Here is a 17,956-nt window from a genome sequence, read left to right on the forward strand (position 1 = left end):
TCGTGCCGCTGCTTGAAGTCGACAATCTGGAAATCGCCATCGCAATGCGCGGCCAGCTGCTGCCGGTTGTCCGCGGCATCTCCTTTTCGGTTGATGAAGGTGAGACGCTCGGCATCGTTGGCGAAAGCGGTTGCGGCAAGAGCCTCACCTCGCTTGCGATCATGGGGCTCCTGGACGGTACGCCGGTGCGCATCACCGGAGGCGATATTCGCTTCGAGGGACAAGATCTGCGTCAGCTCAACCGAAGAGAGCGGCGGGCGATCATGGGCAGTCGCATGGCGATGATCTTTCAGGAGCCGATGACGAGCCTCAATCCAGTCTATCGAATTGGCGATCAGATCGTTGAAAACCTTCGGCAACATCAAAAAATCTCACAAAAGGCCGCCCGGGCGCGTGCCATCGAACTGCTGGAGCTGGTCCGCATTCCTGAGCCGCAACAGCGCGTGGACAGCTATCCGCACCAGATGTCGGGCGGGCAGCGTCAGCGTGTGATGATCGCGATGGCGCTCTCCTGCGACCCCAAGCTGCTGATCGCCGACGAGCCGACCACTGCGCTCGATGTCACGGTCCAGAAGGAAGTGCTCGATCTGATGGCGGACCTGCAGGAGCGAATGGGCACAGCTATTGTTCTCATCTCGCACGACCTCGGTGTGATTGCAGAAACCTGCGACAAGGTGGCCGTCATGTATCGCGGCAAGATCGCTGAAGCGGCACCCACCGACGATCTTTTCGCGCGGCTCGCTCATCCTTATACGCGCGGTCTGCTCAACTCTATCCCCGTGGTCGACCGCGATGTCGAATGGCTGGAGGCGATACCCGGCCGCGTGCCGGGTATCGATGAAGACATAGAAGGGTGCGCCTTCCATCCGCGGTGCCCCCGCGCGCAGGATATTTGTCGGCGTAACGAACCGAAGCAGCACCGCATCGGGAACGAGCACACCTCGCATTGCCATTTCGCCGAAGAGGCCGCCCCATGAGCGCACCCCTTCTGAGCGTTCGGGATCTCAAAACCCATTTCACCGTCAAACAGCCCGGCCTCTTTAGCGATGATCGTATCGTGCGGGCGGTAGATGGTATCTCGTTCGACATCGAACCGGGTGAGGTTCTCAGTCTCGTTGGCGAGTCGGGCTGCGGCAAGTCCACGGTAGGGCGAACGCTGACGCGGCTCGAAGAGGCAACCTCAGGCGTCGCCGAGTTTGAAGGACAGGACATTCTGCAGATGCCGCCAGCGGCGTTCCGACCTTTACGGCGGGACATCCAGATGATCTTCCAGGACCCCTTTGCATCGCTCAACCCTCGGCTGACAATCGCGCGGACGCTGGGCGAGCCGCTCTTCATTCACAAACTGGCAAAGAGCCGGGAAGAGGCACGCCGAAAAATAGGTGAAACGTTGGAACTGGTGGGCATGGACCCGGCCGTTATGAGCCGCTACCCGCATGAGTTTTCCGGCGGCCAGCGCCAACGCATCGGCATCGCGCGTGTGATGATCGTCGAGCCGAAGCTTGTCATCGCCGATGAGGCGGTCTCGGCGCTCGATGTGTCTATCCAGGCGCAGGTGCTGAACCTCATCAAGCGGCTGCAGCGCAAAAGCGGCATCGCCATGCTCTTCATCAGTCACGATCTCGGCGTCGTCCGCCACATCAGCGATCGGGTCGCCGTCATGTTCAAAGGTCAAATTGTCGAAATGGGCGATAAGCACCAGATTTTCGAAGCGCCGAAGCACGCCTATACGCAAGAGCTGCTTTCGGCGATCCCACGCGTCGCATCCCACCGTGAGGCTGTTTGATGGCTGTGCCGAAGCGGGTCTTCATCGGCTCCATCGCAACCGAGACCAACACGTTCTCGCCACTGCGTACGGACCTCCAGGATTTCAAGGACAGTTTTTACGCGCCGCCTGGCCATCATCCGGCGACGCCGACCCTATGCAGTGCTGTCTATCCGGTCGCTCGCGCCCGCGCCGCCGAACTCAATTGGCAGATCGTGGAGGGAACGGCGAGTTGGGCGGAGCCTGGCGGGATCGTCTCGCAACAGACATGGGAATTTCTGCGCGACCAACTCCTGGCCGAACTGCGCGCCGCCATGCCGGTCGACATCGTGCTACTGGGTCTTCACGGTGCCATGGTTGCCCAGCGATGCCTCGACTGCGAGGGAGAACTCATCCGCATGGTGCGAGAAGTTGTTGGCTCGGAAGCACTGATCGGTGCAACGTTCGATCCGCACAGTCATTTGACGGCGGACCGCACTCACCATGCGGATATCATCACCGTCTTCAAGGAATTTCCGCACACCGATTTCGTGACGGTGGCGGAGGACTTGATCGAACTCGTCCACCGCGCTTCGACCGGCGCGATCAGGCCGGAAATCTCCACATTCGATTGCCGGATGATCGAAGTGCTGCCCACCAGCCGCGAGCCGATGCGAAGTTTCGTCGACGAAATCAAGGCGCTGGAAGGGACGGGCTCGGTTCTTTCCATCTCGATCATTCACGGCTTTATGGCGGGAGACGTTCCGGAGCTCGGCTCCCGCGTCGTCGTCATCACAGATGGCGATAGGACGGGCGGCGATGCGCTGGCGCGTGAGCTGGGTATGCGGCTCTTCGCGATGCGTGGTACCACCAGACCGGAATTTCTGCCACCTGAGACCGCTCTCGAAAAGGCGCTGGCAGCCTCGGCGGGACCCGTCGTCATAGCCGATGTCTGGGACAATCCCGGCGGCGGCGTCCCGGGCGACTCCACCATCATTCTGAGGCAGATGATGGATCGGAAAATCGATAATGCCGCATTGGCCTCGATCTGGGACCCGATAGCCGTCCGTACCTGTTTTTCCGCCGGCATCGGCTCTACCCTTCGGCTGCGTTTCGGCGCAAAGATGTCGGATCAGGGCGGTGCGCCGATCGATGCGAACATCATTGTTCGGGGTGCGGTGCGCGATGCCGTTCAGTCCTTCGGCCAAAGTATCGTTCCACTCGGTGACGCCGTCTGGGTCGAGGTGGCCGGGATCGACGTCATTCTGACTTCCGTGCGTTCGCAGGTCTTCAGCCCGGATATTTTCAGCAATCTCGGGATCGACCCGTCGTCGAAAGAAGTACTGGTGGTCAAATCGACCAACCATTTCCATAACGCATTCGCGCAGATCGCCTCGGAAATCCTTTATGCCGAAGTGAATGGACCTTATCCCAGCGATCCCGCTACCAATGCTTATCGACATCTTTCGCGTTCGATCTGGCCGCGTGTTGAGAACCCACATAATGGATGATCTAAACGAGATCGAGACGCCCGCCTTCGTCGTCGACGAAGCGGTCGCGCTACGCAACATCGCAGCCTATCAGTCCCATTGCGACGAGGTCGGCCTCAAGCTTCGGCCACATATCAAAACGCACAAACTGGTGCATTTCGCCAAGGCGCAGATGGATGCCGGTGCGGCCGGCATCACGTGCCAGAAAATTGGCGAAGCTGAAGTGATGGCCGATGCCGGGCTGGACGATATCCTCATCACATTCAACGTCATCGGATCAGCCAAGCTGGACCGTCTCTATGGCCTGGCGCGAAAGGTTAGAGAACTCGCCGTAACCGCTGACAATGCCGATGTTATCGGAGGATTGGCGGAGACCTTCCGCGATGCCGGCAGTCCGCTGCGGGTCCTCGTCGAATGCGATACCGGTGCGCATCGCTGCGGTGTCACAACGCCGGAGGCAGCCGCCGACCTCACACGAATGATCGACGCCGCGCCCGGTCTCGTCTTCGGCGGTCTGATGACCTATCCCGCTCCGGGCGGGCGGAAGGATGTCGCCAACTTCATGACAGCAACTTGCGCCATTCTTTCACGGGCGGGTATCGACTGCCCCGAAATTTCGTCCGGCGGCACACCGGACATGTGGCAGGCCGACAAGAGCGGTGGCGTCACGGAATACCGCGCTGGCACCTACATTTATAACGACCGATCGCTTATTAAACGCGGTGTCTGTACTCTGGACGACTGCGCCGGGCGCGTTGTCGCTACCGTGGTCAGCCGACCGGCTGGCGACAGGGCCGTCATCGACGCTGGATCGAAGGTGCTGACATCCGATCTTCTTGGGCTGTCAGGTTACGGGCTCATCGTCGGCCACCCGACTATCGCCATCGAAGCGCTGAGCGAAGAGCATGGCACGCTCACCTCCGATGGTGAAATGCCGCTGGCCGTGGGAGATCGGATCGAGATCGTGCCCAACCATGTCTGTGTGGTGTCGAACATGTTCGACGCGATATGGCTTCGAACGGCAGATGGGTCGCTACGGCAGATGCGCGTCGATGCACGGGGTTGTGTTACCTGAAGCGAAAGCATGCGATGAGAAGAGTTTGCGAGATCCATCGCTGAGCGACACCGGGCAAATTTACATTCCGGCTCACGAGGTCGGTTGAAGTCGTGGCAGCAGGCTAAACTATCTCTTGGGAGCCGACGCACCAAGGCAACTAGCGCCTCGGCGAGGATGACATGCACTATCGCCCGGTGACACCCGGAAATGCGATCAGAACGGCCAGAGCCAGCACCTGGAGGCAGATGAATGGAAGGAGCGAGCGGAAGATTTCTCCGAGGCTTATTTCCGGCGGCGCGACCGATTTGAGATAAAAAGCGGCTGGCCCGAAAGGCGGCGACAGGAAGCTGACCTGCATGTTCATGCAAAACAGCACGCCGAACCAGACTGGATCATAGCCCAGATTGGTGATGATCGGCACGAAGATCGGCATGGCCAGCAGAGCGATTCCTACCCAGTCCAGGAACATGCCGAGGACGAACAGAATCGCCATCATGAAGAGCAGGACGAAAAGCGGATCATCGGAAATGCCGGTCAGCAATGTCTGGATGAAGGCGATGCCGCCCATCAGGTTGAAGACACCGACAAGCGCTGACGCGCCGATGCCGATCCATACGATCATGCCAACGGTCTGAAGGGTCTGCAAAGCGGCCCCTTTGAGGAGCGCAAAGCTGAATTCGCCTCGAAGGACGGTCGATACAAGCACGCCCATAACGCCGACCGCAGAGGCTTCCGTCACCGATGCTATGCCGCCATAAATCGAGCCTAGTACGGCAATCACGACAAGAATGGGCAGTATGAGACCTTTCAGCAGAGCAAGCCTTTCGCGCCATGGCCGCTCGTCCTCTTCCAGGATCGGGGCGGAGTCCGGATCGGTGTATGCGCGAAAAAGAACATAGGCGACGTAGAAGCCCGCGAGCATTAGACCAGGCAGGAAGGAGGCGGTGAAAAGTTCGCCAATCGAGACGTTGGCCGTCAGGCCGTAGATGATGAGCACGATTGAAGGCGGCACCATCGTGCCGAGCGCGCCGCCGGCGCAGACGACGCCGATGGCGAGCCCCCTATCGTAGCCGAGGCGGAGCATTTGCGGCAGGGCCAGCAGGCCGAGCAGGACAATCTCTCCACCGATAATGCCCGACATCGCGGCCAGAACGACCGCAACGAAAATGGTCTGGATCGCGACGCCGCCCCGCAAGCGTCCGCCAACCAGTTTCATCGCATCGAACAGATCGCGGGCGATGCCGGACCGGTCGAGGATTGCCGCCATCAGCACGAACATCGGTACGGAGACGAAAACGAAACTGGAAACGAAGGAGTAAACGCGACTGGTAATCAGGGGGACGGCCATCGGACCGAACCAGCCAAGCGCGAATACAAGGGCGACGAGCAAAGTGACGAAGGCGAGCGGTATGCCGGTGACGAGTAGCACCAGCAGCATCGCGAACATCAGATAAGTGGCGGTCTCAACGCCGAGCGCCTGCAGCGATCCGAAGATTTCCATCCTAGCGCCGTCCTCGTGCGTAGTTGACGGCAAGGATGATGAACTGGACCGCCATGATGCCGAGGACGATGAGCAGGAAACACTTCATCAGACCCGGATAGACGGGGTCCCACGCGCTACCGGAGCGTTCCAGACGAAATTCGCCGGACGGCGCGAAAGCCGCCCGCTCCACCATCAGCCATGCCGCGTACGCGAACATTGCCGATGCTGCCGCGCAGATCAGCGAGATCACGACGTCCAGAATGCGGCGTGGCCCGGACGGGATCGCATCGTAGATGAGGACGACACGGATGTGGCTATCGCGGGCGACGCAGTAAAGGCCGCCATAAACAAAGGCGATGCCGGACAAGAAGATTGTTGTTTCGTGAGCCCAGACCGTGGGCGAATTGAAGAAATAGCGCAGAACCACTTCCTGAATGAGGATGAGCATCGCGACGACAATGCCGATTGCGAACAGGAGCCCGCTAGCGGATAAAGCACGGCCAAGGGCGCCTGCCTCCGCTATCGCGCCGTCGAGCTTTTCGTGCGCGGTTTCGCTTGTCGCCTGATGGGCCGCTGCGGGATCGTCGCTCATTACCTCTTCCCCTTTTGAAACAGGCCGGCGTCAGGGCCGGCCTGCTCGGTCGGTTATGATCGCGGCATTACTTCATCAGGCCAGCATCGTTGAGGTAGGTGGTCAGCGTGTCATAGACCTTGCGGGCGTTGTCCGAACGTTCCGTCACCTTCTCCCATTCGCCCTGGGCGATCTTGCGGAAGCGGGCGCGTTCTTGTGCCGACCAGTCGTGGACGGTCACTTTGCCGGCTTTCTTCGCTTCTTCGACAGCTGCTTCATCGCGCTCCTTCAAGGTCGAGACCTGCATCTTTGCAAACTCGCGCACCGATTCCTCCAGAGCCGTCTGCTGCTCTTCGCTGAGGCTGTCCCACTTTTCCTTGTTCATCGAAATCTCGACGAGCGGCATGGAGTGGAAGCCCGGGTAGACCGGATGCTGGGCCACATCGTGCATACCCTGCGCCTGATTGGTGGAGAAGACGGTGTAGTCCGCCGCGTCGATGACGCCCTTGTCGAGCGATGTGAAGACCTCCGAACCCGGCAAGTTGACGGGCGCGGCGCCCGCTGCGGCGAAGACCTGCTGAACGAGACCTTCCGGCGCGCGCATCTTGAGGCCCTTCAGATCGTCCACGCCTTCGAGCGGCACCTTGGAAACGAATGCTTCAAGACCCGGTGTGGTCGCGCCGATGAAGTGCAGGCCGTAGGGCTCGACCAACTCGTTCATCAGTTCGGCCCCGCCGCCCTCATTCATGAAATCGAACATTTCCTGCGGGTCGGAATAGGCACCGACCGGATTTGCGATCAGGCCGAAGGCCGGGTCTTTGCCCGCAAAGTAAGAGGTGTCGGTCACATGGCCGTCCAGGATGCCCGCTGCGATGGCGTCCTGCGTTTCGTTATGGGCAACGATCGATTCGACCGGCAGCAGGTCGATCTTGATGGCGCCATCGGTCTTTTCGCTGACGTTTTCGGCCCATTTCTGCTGCAATTGGAAATTCGGGTTGCCAGCCGGGTCCGACGACTGGAATCGCAGGGTCATGTCCTGCGCCAGGGCGCTTGTCGCCATGCCCGCGAATAGCGCGGCGGTGATGATAAGGTTTTTCATGATGGTTCCTCCCAGATGATGATTACGCGTTTTGTCGCGTATCGATTGCGAAGTGATGGATCGCCGCGGCGACCTCATCGATTGGACGGCTGATGTCGACGGTCAGCACACCGTCGCCGGTGGGCGGTTCGAGGTCGGCGAACTGGCTGTCGAGCAAGCTGCTCGGCATGAAATGGCCGGCTCGTTCTTCCATGCGTTGCGCAATGAGCTCTCTTGAGCCGGTCAAATGAGCGATCAGCAGGTTGTCCAGATGGCCGGCAAGGCGGTTCCGGTAGGACTGCTTCAGCGCCGAACACGCGATCACCGTATTGGCCGATCGTCCCGCAGCGCGGGCCACTCTATCGATCCAGTCCCAGCGGTCTGCGTCTGTTAGCGGAACGCCGCGGCTCATCCGTTCGACCGCCTCGGTCGAGTGGTAATCGTCCGCCTCGACGAAACCTGCTTCCATACGCCAAGCCAACAGGCTGCCAACGGACGATTTGCCCGTTCCGCATACGCCCATGACCAGAACATGCACCAACTTGTCAGCCTCCCACGAACGTCATTCAACATGAATGACAGCGCTGTCATTACTTGACAGCTTTGACATCCGTCAAGCATGCCTTTTTCATGAAGCGGAAATTATTCGAGCGTGGGGGACAGGATAAGGATCGGGTCACGCTTGCCGATGTCGCAGCGCATGTCGGTACATCGACGATTACCGTCAGCCGGGCGATCCGCCGACCGGAAATGGTGAGCGAAGCGCTTCGCAAACGCATCGCAGAAGCCGTCGATACGCTGGGCTACGTCCCGGACCCCGCTGCACAGGCGCTGGCCTCTCGCCGGAGCCGAGTCATTGGTGTGCTCATCCCGTCCGTCACAAACAGCGTTTTTGCAGATGTGCTCAGCGGTCTTTACGATACGGTCGGCAAGACTGCCTATAGCGTACAGGTCGGTAACACGCGTTACGACCCTCTGACCGAAGAGGAACTGACGCGGGTCTTCATTGGCCAGCGTCCAGCCGGACTGATTGTCGCGGGTATCGACCAGACGTCCAATACAAAAGCGATGCTTGAACGTGCCGGGTGCCCCGTCATCCAGATCATGGAATTCGCCGACGGGCCGATCGACAGCATGATCGGATTTTCTCATCGCGACGCTGCCAGGGCGGCAACAGAACATCTTATCGCGCAGGGCTACAAAGCGCCCGGATTTATCGGCGCACGAATGGACCCGCGCTCGCAGCGACGCCTGAATGGTTTTCGGCAAGCGTTGCAGGAGGCGGACATACCGATCGGTTGCCGTGAGATCACCACCGTAGATCCCTCGCGTGTTGGGCTCGGCGCCTCGCTGCTCGATACGCTGCTCGAGCGTGCGCCCGAAACGGACGCCGTCTTCTGCAATAATGACGACCTTGCGCTTGGCGTTCAGTTCGGCGCGCAGCGTCGGGGACTTAAAATCGGGGCTGAATTCGGCATTTGCGGCTTCAACGACCTTGAAGTGATGGCCGCGGCCTATCCAGCGATCACGAGCGTGCGCACCTTTCGTCGCGAAATGGGTATGCTGGCGCTGCAGACGGTTCTCGACAACCTCGACGATCCGGAAAAGCAGCCAACGGTCACGGATCTCGGTTACGAGTTGATGGCTCGTGCCAGCACCGACCGCCAAACTGGAAGATGAATGCATTTTCGCCCGGCGTCAGGTAACGAGACCTAGAGGCGCCGAACTGTGACCGGGCCGGTCTCAGAACTTGTTTTCAGGCGGTTGCGTAGTGGCAGTCCGAAGGCCGCCGCTTCGATCTCGAAAATATCGCCGTCCTGCGTTTCAATCCCGTCAGCGAATGACAGCGTCGCGGTGCCGAATGTGTGAATGTGAATATCGCCGGGCTGGCGGAAAACATCGTATTTGAAGTGATGATGCTCCAGATTTGCAATCGCGTGACTCATGTTCGCTTCGCCAGAGAGAAACGGCTTTTCCCAAAGCACGGAAGCGTCTCGATGAATGCGCGATACGCCTCGAATATCGTCGGGAAGCTCGCCAACGAGAAGCTCTGGACCGATCGCGCAGGGGCGGAGCTTCGAATGGGCGAGCCACAGATAATTGTGTTTCTCCGTCACGTGATCTGAAAATTCGTTGGCGAGTGTGAAGCCAAGACGGACGGGGGCACCATCTTCCGCCACTATGTAAATGCCGGCGATTTCGGGTTCTTCGCCGGCATCCTCTGCAAATGCCGGTGATACGAGGTCGTTGCCGGGACCGACGAGCGTATGACCGTTGCCCTTGTAGAACCACTCCGGCTGAACACCGATCTCGCCCGGTTGCGGTTTGCCATTCTCCATGCCCATACGAAACATGCGCATTGAGTCGGTCTCGTCGGTAGCGGCGCTTTCGTGCATCGCGTTGCGTGTGCTCGCGCTGCCCGTATGAGTGAGGCCGGTGCCGGTGACGTGCAGATGCGCCGGGTCCTCGTGTCGTATTGGCGCATCGATCATTCCTTCGCGAAGAAGCTCGGAAAGGTCGACGGGGTCTCCAAGGCCGGATGCATCGATGGCCTCGGCGAGGGTCTGTCCGGCGGAAAGGGCCTGCTTTGCAAGCGCAACAATCGATGACGCGCCCTCAACCACACGAGATTGCTGCCCCCTCCGGCAGATCACACGGCCGTCCTTGGTGCAGCTCAGATGCATGTCCGTCCTCCCAGTATCCCTCAGTGCGACGGACGCTATCGGATCAGGATATGACGAACAATTGCCGTTTGCAGCATCTGATATATCGAACTCGTTAAGTCTCGCGCCCACCGATCGATTCGGTCAGCATGGTCTTGAAGCGGGCCGCGGCGGGGCTCAACGCGCGTTCGCGCATGCAGACGATAGAATAGACAGGCACGGTAAGGCGGGCCTCCGTCGCGATAATCGCCAGTCCCTTCGCATTGATCTTATGCGTCAGAAGTTCCGCGACTTCGCGGCTGACCGGCGCTATCGCATCACTCCGCTCAAGCAGTCCGATTGTGACGAGGAGACTTTGCGTAACGGTGACGTGTCGGGGCTGCCTGGAGCCGGCGCTCCTTATCGCATCCTCAACGACAGTACGGATCGGGGCGCCACGCGCCTGCATAACGAAATCGCACTTGGCGAGTTCCTCCAAACCGGCCGGTTCGTCCTGCAAAAAGAGAGGATGACCGTCACGACAGAGAAAACACACCTCTTCTGGCGCCACGGGCGTCGCTGTAAATAGCCTCGCATCCGCGCTAGGCGGCAAACGTGCGAGAACAAAGTCATGACGGTCGGCAACGAGATTACGGATGAGTTCGTCACTCATTCCGGTCTCCACCTCGACCTCCACTTCAGGCGCAATAAGGCGGAAGTCGCTCAATACCGGTACGATACGGCCAAGCGCCGGGCCAGTCACAGCGCCGATCACGACCGATCCTCCAAGACCGGCCTCCAACTGCTCGACTTCGCTTTCGCCTGCGCGTAACTCGCGCAATATATTCGCGGCTCTCCGCGCAACGATGAGCCCTGCCTCCGTCGGACTCATGCCGCGGCTGTGACGCTCAAAAAGCTGCGTACCGTAAAGCTGCTCCGTCTCTGCCAAAGTGCGGCTGGCCGCCGGCTGAGTGATATTCAGTTCACTGGCGGCGATGGAGAGCTGTCGATGTTCCGCGATGGCGGCGACCAGGCGTATCTGCCGTAGCGTCAGACGCGACAACAAGTCAAAGCTCATTTTCACATACCCTCCCTGATATGGAGCTAGTATGAATTGGTATTTGATCGGTATGCTATCTGTCCATAGCCTGTCCCTGCCGTCTATGACGGATCGGGCGATTGAGCTGCGTGAGCAGCGGCCCGAGCCAAGGGAGGAAATCTATGAAACGTTTTACGACGCTGGCCGCGTCCATCATGCTGGCTGGCACAATGCTGTCCGCTGGACCGGCTCTTTCGCAGGATAAATGCACCGTTGGCATTTCCATGCCGACCAAATCGTCATCTCGATGGATCGCCGATGGCGAGAACATGCAAAAGCAGTTCGAAGAGAAGGGCTACGGCGTCGATCTGCAATATGCCAATGACGACATTCCGAACCAGCTCGCCCAGGTCGAGAACATGATCACGAAGGGCGATTGCGCGCTTGTGATCGCCGCCATCGACGGCACGACTTTGACGAATGCGCTGGAAAATGCCGCGGCTTCTGACATTCCGGTTATCGCTTATGACCGGCTGATCCGCGACAGTGGCGACGTTAGTTACTATGCGACCTTCGACAATTTCAAGGTTGGCGTTCAGCAGGCGGAGAGCCTGGTCAAGGGTCTCGAAGAACGCTTTCCGGACGCAAAACCCTGGAACGTCGAACTCTTCGGCGGATCGCCGGACGACAACAATGCGTACTTTTTCTACGATGGCGCAATGAGCGTCCTGCAGCCGCTGATCGACGATGGCTCGGTCAAGATCGTATCCGGCCAGATGGGGATGGATACCGTTGGCACATTGCGTTGGGACGGCTCCCGCGCGCAGGCGCGGATGGATAACCTTCTCTCCGCCAATTACACCGATGCGCGGGTCCACGGCGTTCTTTCGCCATATGACGGGCTTTCCATCGGCATCCTATCATCGCTGAAGGGTGTCGGTTACGGATCGGGCGACCTGAAAATGCCAATCGTAACCGGACAGGACGCCGAAATCCCGTCGGTCAAATCGATCAAGTCGGACGAACAGTATTCGACGATCTTCAAGGACACGCGCGAACTCGCACGCGTCACGGTGGGTATGGTCGAGGCCGTCCTCAGCGACGGAGAGCCAGAGATCAACAACACGGAAACCTATGACAATGGCGTCAAGGTCGTGCCGTCTTACCTGCTTGAGCCAACGCCGGTCGACAAGACCAACTATGAAGAAGCGCTTGTCGGCAGCGGTTACTATTCCGACAGTGACCTGAACTAACCATCGGGGTTCTCCCTGCGGGCGGAGCGGCTCTGTCCGTTCCGCCTGCGCACACGCCACCATACCTAGGAACAGCCGGCGCTTCGTATTGTGCGTCGAGACCAGCAGCAGACGCCATGCACGACGATATCATCCTGGAAATGCGCGGCATTACGAAGACGTTTCCGGGCGTCAAAGCGCTCGATGACGTGAACCTGCAAGTTCGACGGCACGAAATTCACGCGCTTTGCGGCGAGAATGGCGCTGGTAAATCGACGCTCATGAAGGTGCTGTCCGGCGTCTATCCACACGGCACCTATGACGGCTCGATCCTCTATGACGGCGAAGAGATGCGCTTCTCCTCGATCCGCGAGAGCGAGCAACAGGGCATTATCATCATCCACCAGGAATTGGCTCTGGTGCCCATTCTTTCAATCGCCGAGAATATCTTTCTCGGCAATGAGATCGCAAAGCGCGGCGTCATCGACTGGCACGAGATGTGGAAGCAGACCGAAGTGCTTCTCAACCGGGTCGGACTGAAAGAAAAGCCGCAGACGAGGGTCGATCAGATCGGCGTCGGCAAACAGCAACTCGTGGAAATCGCGAAGGCGCTCTCGAAAGACGTCAAACTGCTCATCCTCGATGAGCCAACTGCCGCCTTACAGGAAAAAGATGCAGAAACGCTTCTGAAGCTCATGCGCGAACTTCGAGACCGGGGCATCACCTGTATCATGATCAGCCACAAGCTGAACGAGATTGCCGAGGTGGCGGACAATATCACCGTCATTCGCGACGGGCATACCGTCAGCACCATGCCATCGGACCGGCGCGAAGTTCTGGAGAACCGCATTATTCGCGACATGGTCGGTCGCGACCTGAACAATCGCTACCCTGCGCGCGCCTCTCATATCGGCGAAACACTCCTGGAAGTGCAGGACTGGTCGGTCAGGCATCCTATCCAGACCGATCGGACAATCATCAACGATGTGAATCTGAATGTCCGAGCGGGCGAGGTCGTCGGTATTGCAGGTCTTATGGGATCGGGCCGAACGGAACTTGCGATGAGCATTTTCGGTCGCTCATGGGGCGGTGGGCAGACCGGCAACGTTCTTATCGATGGAAAGATGGCGGACGTTTCCACCGTTCCTCGCGCAATCGACGCCGGACTGGCCTACGTCACGGAGGACCGGAAATCGCTCGGGCTCATTCTCGACGAGACGATCGTCAAGAACACGACCCTTGCCGCATTGCCGAAGATTTCGCGAAGGGGCGTTCTCGACGATACGCGCGAGCGGCATGTCGCCGAAGATTATCGCCGCCAGCTCCGTACGCGGACGCCCAGCGTTTTTCAGAAGGCAGGCAACCTTTCGGGCGGTAATCAGCAAAAGGTGGTCCTTGCCAAATGGCTGTTCTCCGATCCCAAGGTGTTGATCCTCGACGAACCGACAAGAGGCATCGATGTCGGCGCGAAATTTGAAATCTACAACATCATCAATGAATTGGCCGGACAGGGCAGGGGCGTTCTCATGATCTCATCGGAAATGCCGGAACTCCTCGGAATGTGCGACCGCATCTATGTGATGAACGAGGGCCGCTTCGTTGGCGAACTGACACGGGAACAGGCCAGCCAGGAACGCATCATGGAGGCCATTATCAACGCCGAAAAGGTCAACAACCATGTCGACGCTTGATCAGAACGAAGCCATCGTGACCCCGATGGACGAAGCGGCCGGGCCAGCCGATACGGAGACGGTCGGCAAGATCTCCATTGGCCAATATCTTTCCGACCATATCCGTACCTACGGCATGTTGATCGCGCTGATCGTGATCATGGTGTTCTTCACCTATATGACGGATGGGACGCTGATGCGTCCGGTCAATCTGACCAACCTCTTTTTGCAGAACAGCTACATCATCATCATGGCCGTCGGCATGCTGCTCGTCATCGTGGCGGGTCATATCGACCTGTCCGTCGGCTCCGTGGTCGGCTTTATCGGCGGCCTTTCCGCGCTTCTTATTGTCCAGTGGGACTGGCCGGTGCCTCTCGCCGTCCTGGTGTGTCTTCTAACCGGGCTGGCAATCGGCGCCGCGCAGGGATACTGGGTCGCATATTGGAAGATTCCGAGCTTCATTGTGACGCTCGCCGGTATGCTTGTCTTCGCCGGGTTGACGATTTGGCTGCTCGACGGCCAGTCCATCGGTCCGTTCCCCCGCAACTTTCAATTGCTGTCCACCGGCTTCGTGCCCGATCCTTTTCCGTTCGTCGCCGAAGCGCTCGGTCTTCGACGTTTCAATACGCTGGCATTTCTCATCGGGCTGGTTCTGTCGGTCGCCATCGTTGCGCTCGCCATCCGCGCCCGGCGCCGTCATGCGGCATTCGGAACCGAGGACGAACCATTTTCCTTTTTCATTGGCCGCAATGTCCTCGTGGTCGCGGGCATCATGTATGTCGCCTGGCTTCTCGCTACGTTTCGCGGGTTGCCCAACGTGCTGATCACAATGGGCATTCTCATCGTGATCTATACGTTTCTCACCAATGCGACGACGCTCGGCCGGCGAATCTACGCTATTGGCGGCAACGAGAAAGCAGCCAAACTCTCCGGTATTCGGACGGACCGGCTTACCTTTCTCACCTTCGCCAATATGGGCATGCTTTCGGCACTGGCCGGCCTTGTGTTCGCCGCCCGTCTCAACAGCGCGACGCCCGGCGCAGGACGAGGCTTCGAACTGGACGTGATCGCAGCGGTATTCATCGGCGGCGCATCTATGAGCGGTGGCGTCGGCACGGTGGTCGGTGCGGTGGTGGGCGCGTTCATAATGGGTGTGATGAACAATGGGATGAGCATTCTCGGCATCGGGATCGACTGGCAGCAGGTGATCAAGGGGCTTGTTCTTCTGGCTGCCGTTATCTTCGACGTCTACAACAAGCAGAAGGTCGCTTGAGATGAGCTTCACCCCTGCGCCCTGGCCCCGCCGCCTGCGATCCCGTGAATGGTTCGAAGGTTCGCAGAAAGATCAGATCTATCATCGGTCATGGATGAAAAATCAGGGACTGCCCGCCGACCTTTTCGACGGCAGGCCCGTGATCGGCATATGCAACACCTGGAGTGAGCTGACGCCATGCAACGCTCATCTGAGGGATCTGGCCGAGCGGGTGAAACACGGAATCTATGAGGCTGGCGGGCTGCCGCTGGAATTTCCTGTTTTTTCGCCGGGCGAGAGTTCGCTTCGTCCAACCGCCATGCTCTATCGCAATCTTTGCGCCATGGATGTGGAGGAGGCGCTGCGCGCCAATCCACTGGATGGAGTCGTCCTGCTCGCCGGTTGCGACAAAACAACGCCTGCACTTCTTATGGGCGCGGCAAGCGTCGACATGCCGGCTATCGTCGTTTCTGGCGGGCCGATGCTGAATGGCTGGTTCCAGGGCGAGCGTGTCGGGTCCGGCACGGCGCTTTGGCAGATGAGCGAAGCCGTAAAAGCCGGCGAAATGAGCAATGACGAGTTTCTCGACGCCGAGCAGGCGATGAGCCGCTCGCCAGGCTCGTGCAACACCATGGGAACGGCCTCCACCATGGCGTCCATGGCTGAGGCGCTCGGTATGGCGCTATCGGGAAATGCCGCTATTCCGGCCGTGGACAGTCGTCGAAGGGTGATGGCGCATCTCACGGGACGCCGCATCGTTGATATGGTGAAAGACGATCTCAAACCATCCGACATCCTCACCAAGGAAGCCTTCGAAAATGCGATCCGCGTGAACGGTGCGATTGGCGGCTCCACCAATGCCGTTATTCACCTTCTGGCCATCGCTGGTCGAGCCGAAATCGACCTGTCGCTGGACGATTGGGACCGGCTCGGCCGTGATATTCCGACAATCGTAAACCTCATGCCGTCCGGCAAATACCTGATGGAGGAGTTCTTCTATGCCGGTGGTTTGCCTGTCGTGATAAAGCGCCTTGGCGAGTCCGGTCATCTGCATCGCGATGCGCTTACCGTCTCCGGCGGGACGGTATGGGAAGAGGTCAAGGAGGTTCGTAACTGGAACGAGGACGTCATCGTGCCAGTGGAAAAGGCATTGACCGAGTCGGGTGGCATTGCCGTGCTGAAAGGCAATCTTGCGCCCGACGGCGCGGTGCTCAAACCCTCCGCCGCTACGGAAAAATTGATGGTTCATCGGGGGCGCGCGGTCGTCTTCGAAGACATTGACGATTACAAGGCGCGTATCGCCGATCCCGATCTGGATGTCGATGAGAATTGCATACTCGTCATGAAAAATTGCGGCCCCCGCGGTTATCCGGGCATGGCGGAAGTCGGTAATATGGGCCTGCCGCCAAAAATTCTGAAAACCGGTGTAAAGGACATGATCCGCATTTCCGATGCTCGTATGAGCGGCACGGCTTACGGCACGGTGATACTGCATACAGCGCCGGAAGCGGCGCGGGGCGGCCCGCTCGCCATCGTGCAGGATGGCGATGTGATCGAGGTCGATGTGCCGAAGCGGCGTCTTCATCTGGACATTTCGGACGAAGAGATGAACCGGCGTTTGGCGGATTGGAAGACAGCGGCCAAGCGTCCTGCCGGGGGATGGGAAATGCTCTATCACGATCACGTCGAGGGCGCCGAGCGCGGGGCGGACCTCGATTTCCTTCGCGGCAGGCGAGGGCGGGCCGTCGGCCGGGAAAGCCACTGATGGCAATCGATCTGGTCATAGTCGGCGTTGGCAAGATTGCGAAGGATCAGCATCTTCCAGCTATCGGAAAGAACAGCGACTATCGCCTCGTCGCGGCGATCAGTCGCAATGCCGCCGTAGAGGATGTTGAGAATTTCGAGACGATCGACGACTGGCTGGCGACAGGACAGAAGGCGGCCGTCAGCCTATGTGTGCCGCCGTCTGTACGCACCGAGATAGCGCGGAAGGTCATCGCAGCGGGTTGCGATCTCATGATCGAGAAACCGCCTGCTGCGACGCTTGGCGAGATCGAACTTTTGAGATCCGCTTCAAACAAGGCCGGCACGGTGCTCTATGCCACATGGCATTCGCGCCGCGCTGCGGCTGTCGATCCGGCTCGCCGTTGGCTTGAGAAAAGGTCGATCCGCTCCGTAAAAATTAGCTGGCGCGAGAATGTGCGCCAATGGCACCCCGGTCAGGACTGGGTGTTCAAGCCGGGAGGCTTCGGCGTTTTCGATCCCGGTATTAACGCCCTCTCGATTTTGACCGAAATTCTGCCGGAGCGCGTTATCGTCGAAAGCGCCCGGCTCTCGATTCCTGAAAATCGGGCGACCCCTATAGCTGGGGATGTCGCCATGCGGCACAAGGACTGCCCTATTCATATGACCCTCGACTGGCTTCAGGAGGGTGAGCAGACCTGGACCATAACGGTGGAAACGGATGATGGCCCGCTCGACCTGACCAAGGGAGGCGCGGCGCTTTCCTTGGCAGGAAAGAGCCAAGAACTTGAGAGGCCAGGCGAATACGATCGGCTCTATGCCGATTTTGCCAGACTGATCCAAGAAAGGCAGTCCGACGTCGATACCGAACCTCTTCGCATCGTTGCAGACGCGATGATGACCGCTCGGATCGATCAAGCGCCGCCGTTTCATTTTTAAAGAATGCAATCCGAAA

The 17,956-nt window shown here is 59.1% G+C and carries 16 protein-coding genes; 10 read left to right on the plus strand and 6 right to left on the minus strand.

What is annotated here, in order from left to right; translation table 11 throughout:
- Positions 1–2 precede the first annotated feature (2 nt).
- The 4 genes from NIM86_RS12585 to NIM86_RS12600 are packed head-to-tail and all read left to right on the plus strand — an operon-like array spanning position 3 to position 4,309.
- Positions 3–977 (plus strand): oligopeptide/dipeptide ABC transporter ATP-binding protein, encoded by a 975-nt coding sequence (locus NIM86_RS12585; RefSeq protein WP_253382671.1) that lies wholly within the window; start codon positions 3–5, stop codon positions 975–977.
- A complete protein-coding gene (locus tag NIM86_RS12590) occupies positions 974–1,786 on the plus strand; it encodes an ABC transporter ATP-binding protein (protein ID WP_253382672.1) in 813 nt (270 codons plus the stop codon). Before NIM86_RS12585 ends, NIM86_RS12590 begins: the two co-directional genes overlap by 4 nt.
- The gene (locus tag NIM86_RS12595; RefSeq protein ID WP_253382673.1) at positions 1,786–3,255 is read left to right on the plus strand and encodes a M81 family metallopeptidase; all 1,470 of its coding nucleotides are present in this window, start codon (positions 1,786–1,788) and stop codon (positions 3,253–3,255) included. The genes NIM86_RS12590 and NIM86_RS12595 overlap by 1 nt, the downstream gene beginning before the upstream one ends.
- Positions 3,248–4,309 carry a D-TA family PLP-dependent enzyme gene (locus NIM86_RS12600; protein ID WP_253382674.1) on the plus strand — a complete coding sequence of 354 codons (1,062 nt, stop codon included), beginning with the start codon at positions 3,248–3,250 and terminating at the stop codon, positions 4,307–4,309. The genes NIM86_RS12595 and NIM86_RS12600 overlap by 8 nt, the downstream gene beginning before the upstream one ends.
- A 166-nt stretch (positions 4,310–4,475) precedes the next feature.
- On the opposite strand, the gene NIM86_RS12605 is transcribed toward NIM86_RS12600, so the two are convergent.
- The 4 genes from NIM86_RS12605 to NIM86_RS12620 form a co-directional block, all read right to left on the minus strand.
- Complete coding sequence (locus NIM86_RS12605; protein WP_253382675.1) at positions 4,476–5,792, minus strand: TRAP transporter large permease subunit; 1,317 nt, start codon at positions 5,790–5,792, stop codon at positions 4,476–4,478.
- 1 nt (position 5,793) lies between these two features.
- Positions 5,794–6,366: a TRAP transporter small permease subunit gene (locus NIM86_RS12610; RefSeq protein WP_253382676.1), complete on the minus strand. Its 573-nt coding sequence runs from the start codon at positions 6,364–6,366 to the stop codon at positions 5,794–5,796.
- A gap of 67 nt (positions 6,367–6,433) precedes the next feature.
- Complete coding sequence (locus tag NIM86_RS12615) at positions 6,434–7,444, minus strand: TRAP transporter substrate-binding protein (RefSeq protein WP_253382677.1); 1,011 nt, start codon at positions 7,442–7,444, stop codon at positions 6,434–6,436.
- 22 nt (positions 7,445–7,466) lie between these two features.
- Positions 7,467–7,946: a gluconokinase gene (locus NIM86_RS12620; protein WP_253382943.1), complete on the minus strand. Its 480-nt coding sequence runs from the start codon at positions 7,944–7,946 to the stop codon at positions 7,467–7,469.
- A 107-nt stretch (positions 7,947–8,053) separates the two neighbouring features.
- Between NIM86_RS12620 and NIM86_RS12625 the strand changes: the two genes are divergently transcribed.
- Complete coding sequence (locus NIM86_RS12625) at positions 8,054–9,103, plus strand: LacI family DNA-binding transcriptional regulator (RefSeq protein ID WP_253382678.1); 1,050 nt, start codon at positions 8,054–8,056, stop codon at positions 9,101–9,103.
- Positions 9,104–9,135: 32 nt separating this feature from the next.
- On the opposite strand, the gene araD1 is transcribed toward NIM86_RS12625, so the two are convergent.
- Entirely contained in the window at positions 9,136–10,107 is a 972-nt protein-coding gene (araD1, locus tag NIM86_RS12630) for an AraD1 family protein (RefSeq protein ID WP_253382679.1), read from the minus strand.
- Between the two features lie 94 nt (positions 10,108–10,201).
- A complete protein-coding gene (locus NIM86_RS12635) occupies positions 10,202–11,143 on the minus strand; it encodes a LysR family transcriptional regulator (protein WP_253382680.1) in 942 nt (313 codons plus the stop codon).
- A gap of 143 nt (positions 11,144–11,286) precedes the next feature.
- On the opposite strand from NIM86_RS12635, the gene chvE reads away from it, so the two are divergent.
- The 5 genes from chvE to NIM86_RS12660 all read left to right on the plus strand — a co-directional run bounded on the left by chvE (position 11,287) and on the right by NIM86_RS12660 (position 17,940).
- Entirely contained in the window at positions 11,287–12,357 is a 1,071-nt protein-coding gene (gene chvE / locus NIM86_RS12640; protein WP_253382681.1) for a multiple monosaccharide ABC transporter substrate-binding protein, read from the plus strand.
- 116 nt (positions 12,358–12,473) lie between these two features.
- Positions 12,474–14,027 carry a multiple monosaccharide ABC transporter ATP-binding protein gene (mmsA, locus tag NIM86_RS12645; protein ID WP_253382682.1) on the plus strand — a complete coding sequence of 518 codons (1,554 nt, stop codon included), beginning with the start codon at positions 12,474–12,476 and terminating at the stop codon, positions 14,025–14,027.
- Positions 14,028–14,052: 25 nt separating this feature from the next.
- Positions 14,053–15,279 carry a multiple monosaccharide ABC transporter permease gene (gene mmsB / locus NIM86_RS12650; RefSeq protein ID WP_253382944.1) on the plus strand — a complete coding sequence of 409 codons (1,227 nt, stop codon included), beginning with the start codon at positions 14,053–14,055 and terminating at the stop codon, positions 15,277–15,279.
- Between the two features lies 1 nt (position 15,280).
- Entirely contained in the window at positions 15,281–17,023 is a 1,743-nt protein-coding gene (araD, locus tag NIM86_RS12655; protein ID WP_253382683.1) for an L-arabinonate dehydratase, read from the plus strand.
- A complete protein-coding gene (locus tag NIM86_RS12660; RefSeq protein ID WP_253382684.1) occupies positions 17,023–17,940 on the plus strand; it encodes a Gfo/Idh/MocA family protein in 918 nt (305 codons plus the stop codon). Before araD ends, NIM86_RS12660 begins: the two co-directional genes overlap by 1 nt.
- Positions 17,941–17,956 lie beyond the last annotated feature (16 nt).

This window comes from Notoacmeibacter sp. MSK16QG-6, assembly GCF_024158145.1.
GTDB lineage: Bacteria > Pseudomonadota > Alphaproteobacteria > Rhizobiales > Rhizobiaceae > Notoacmeibacter.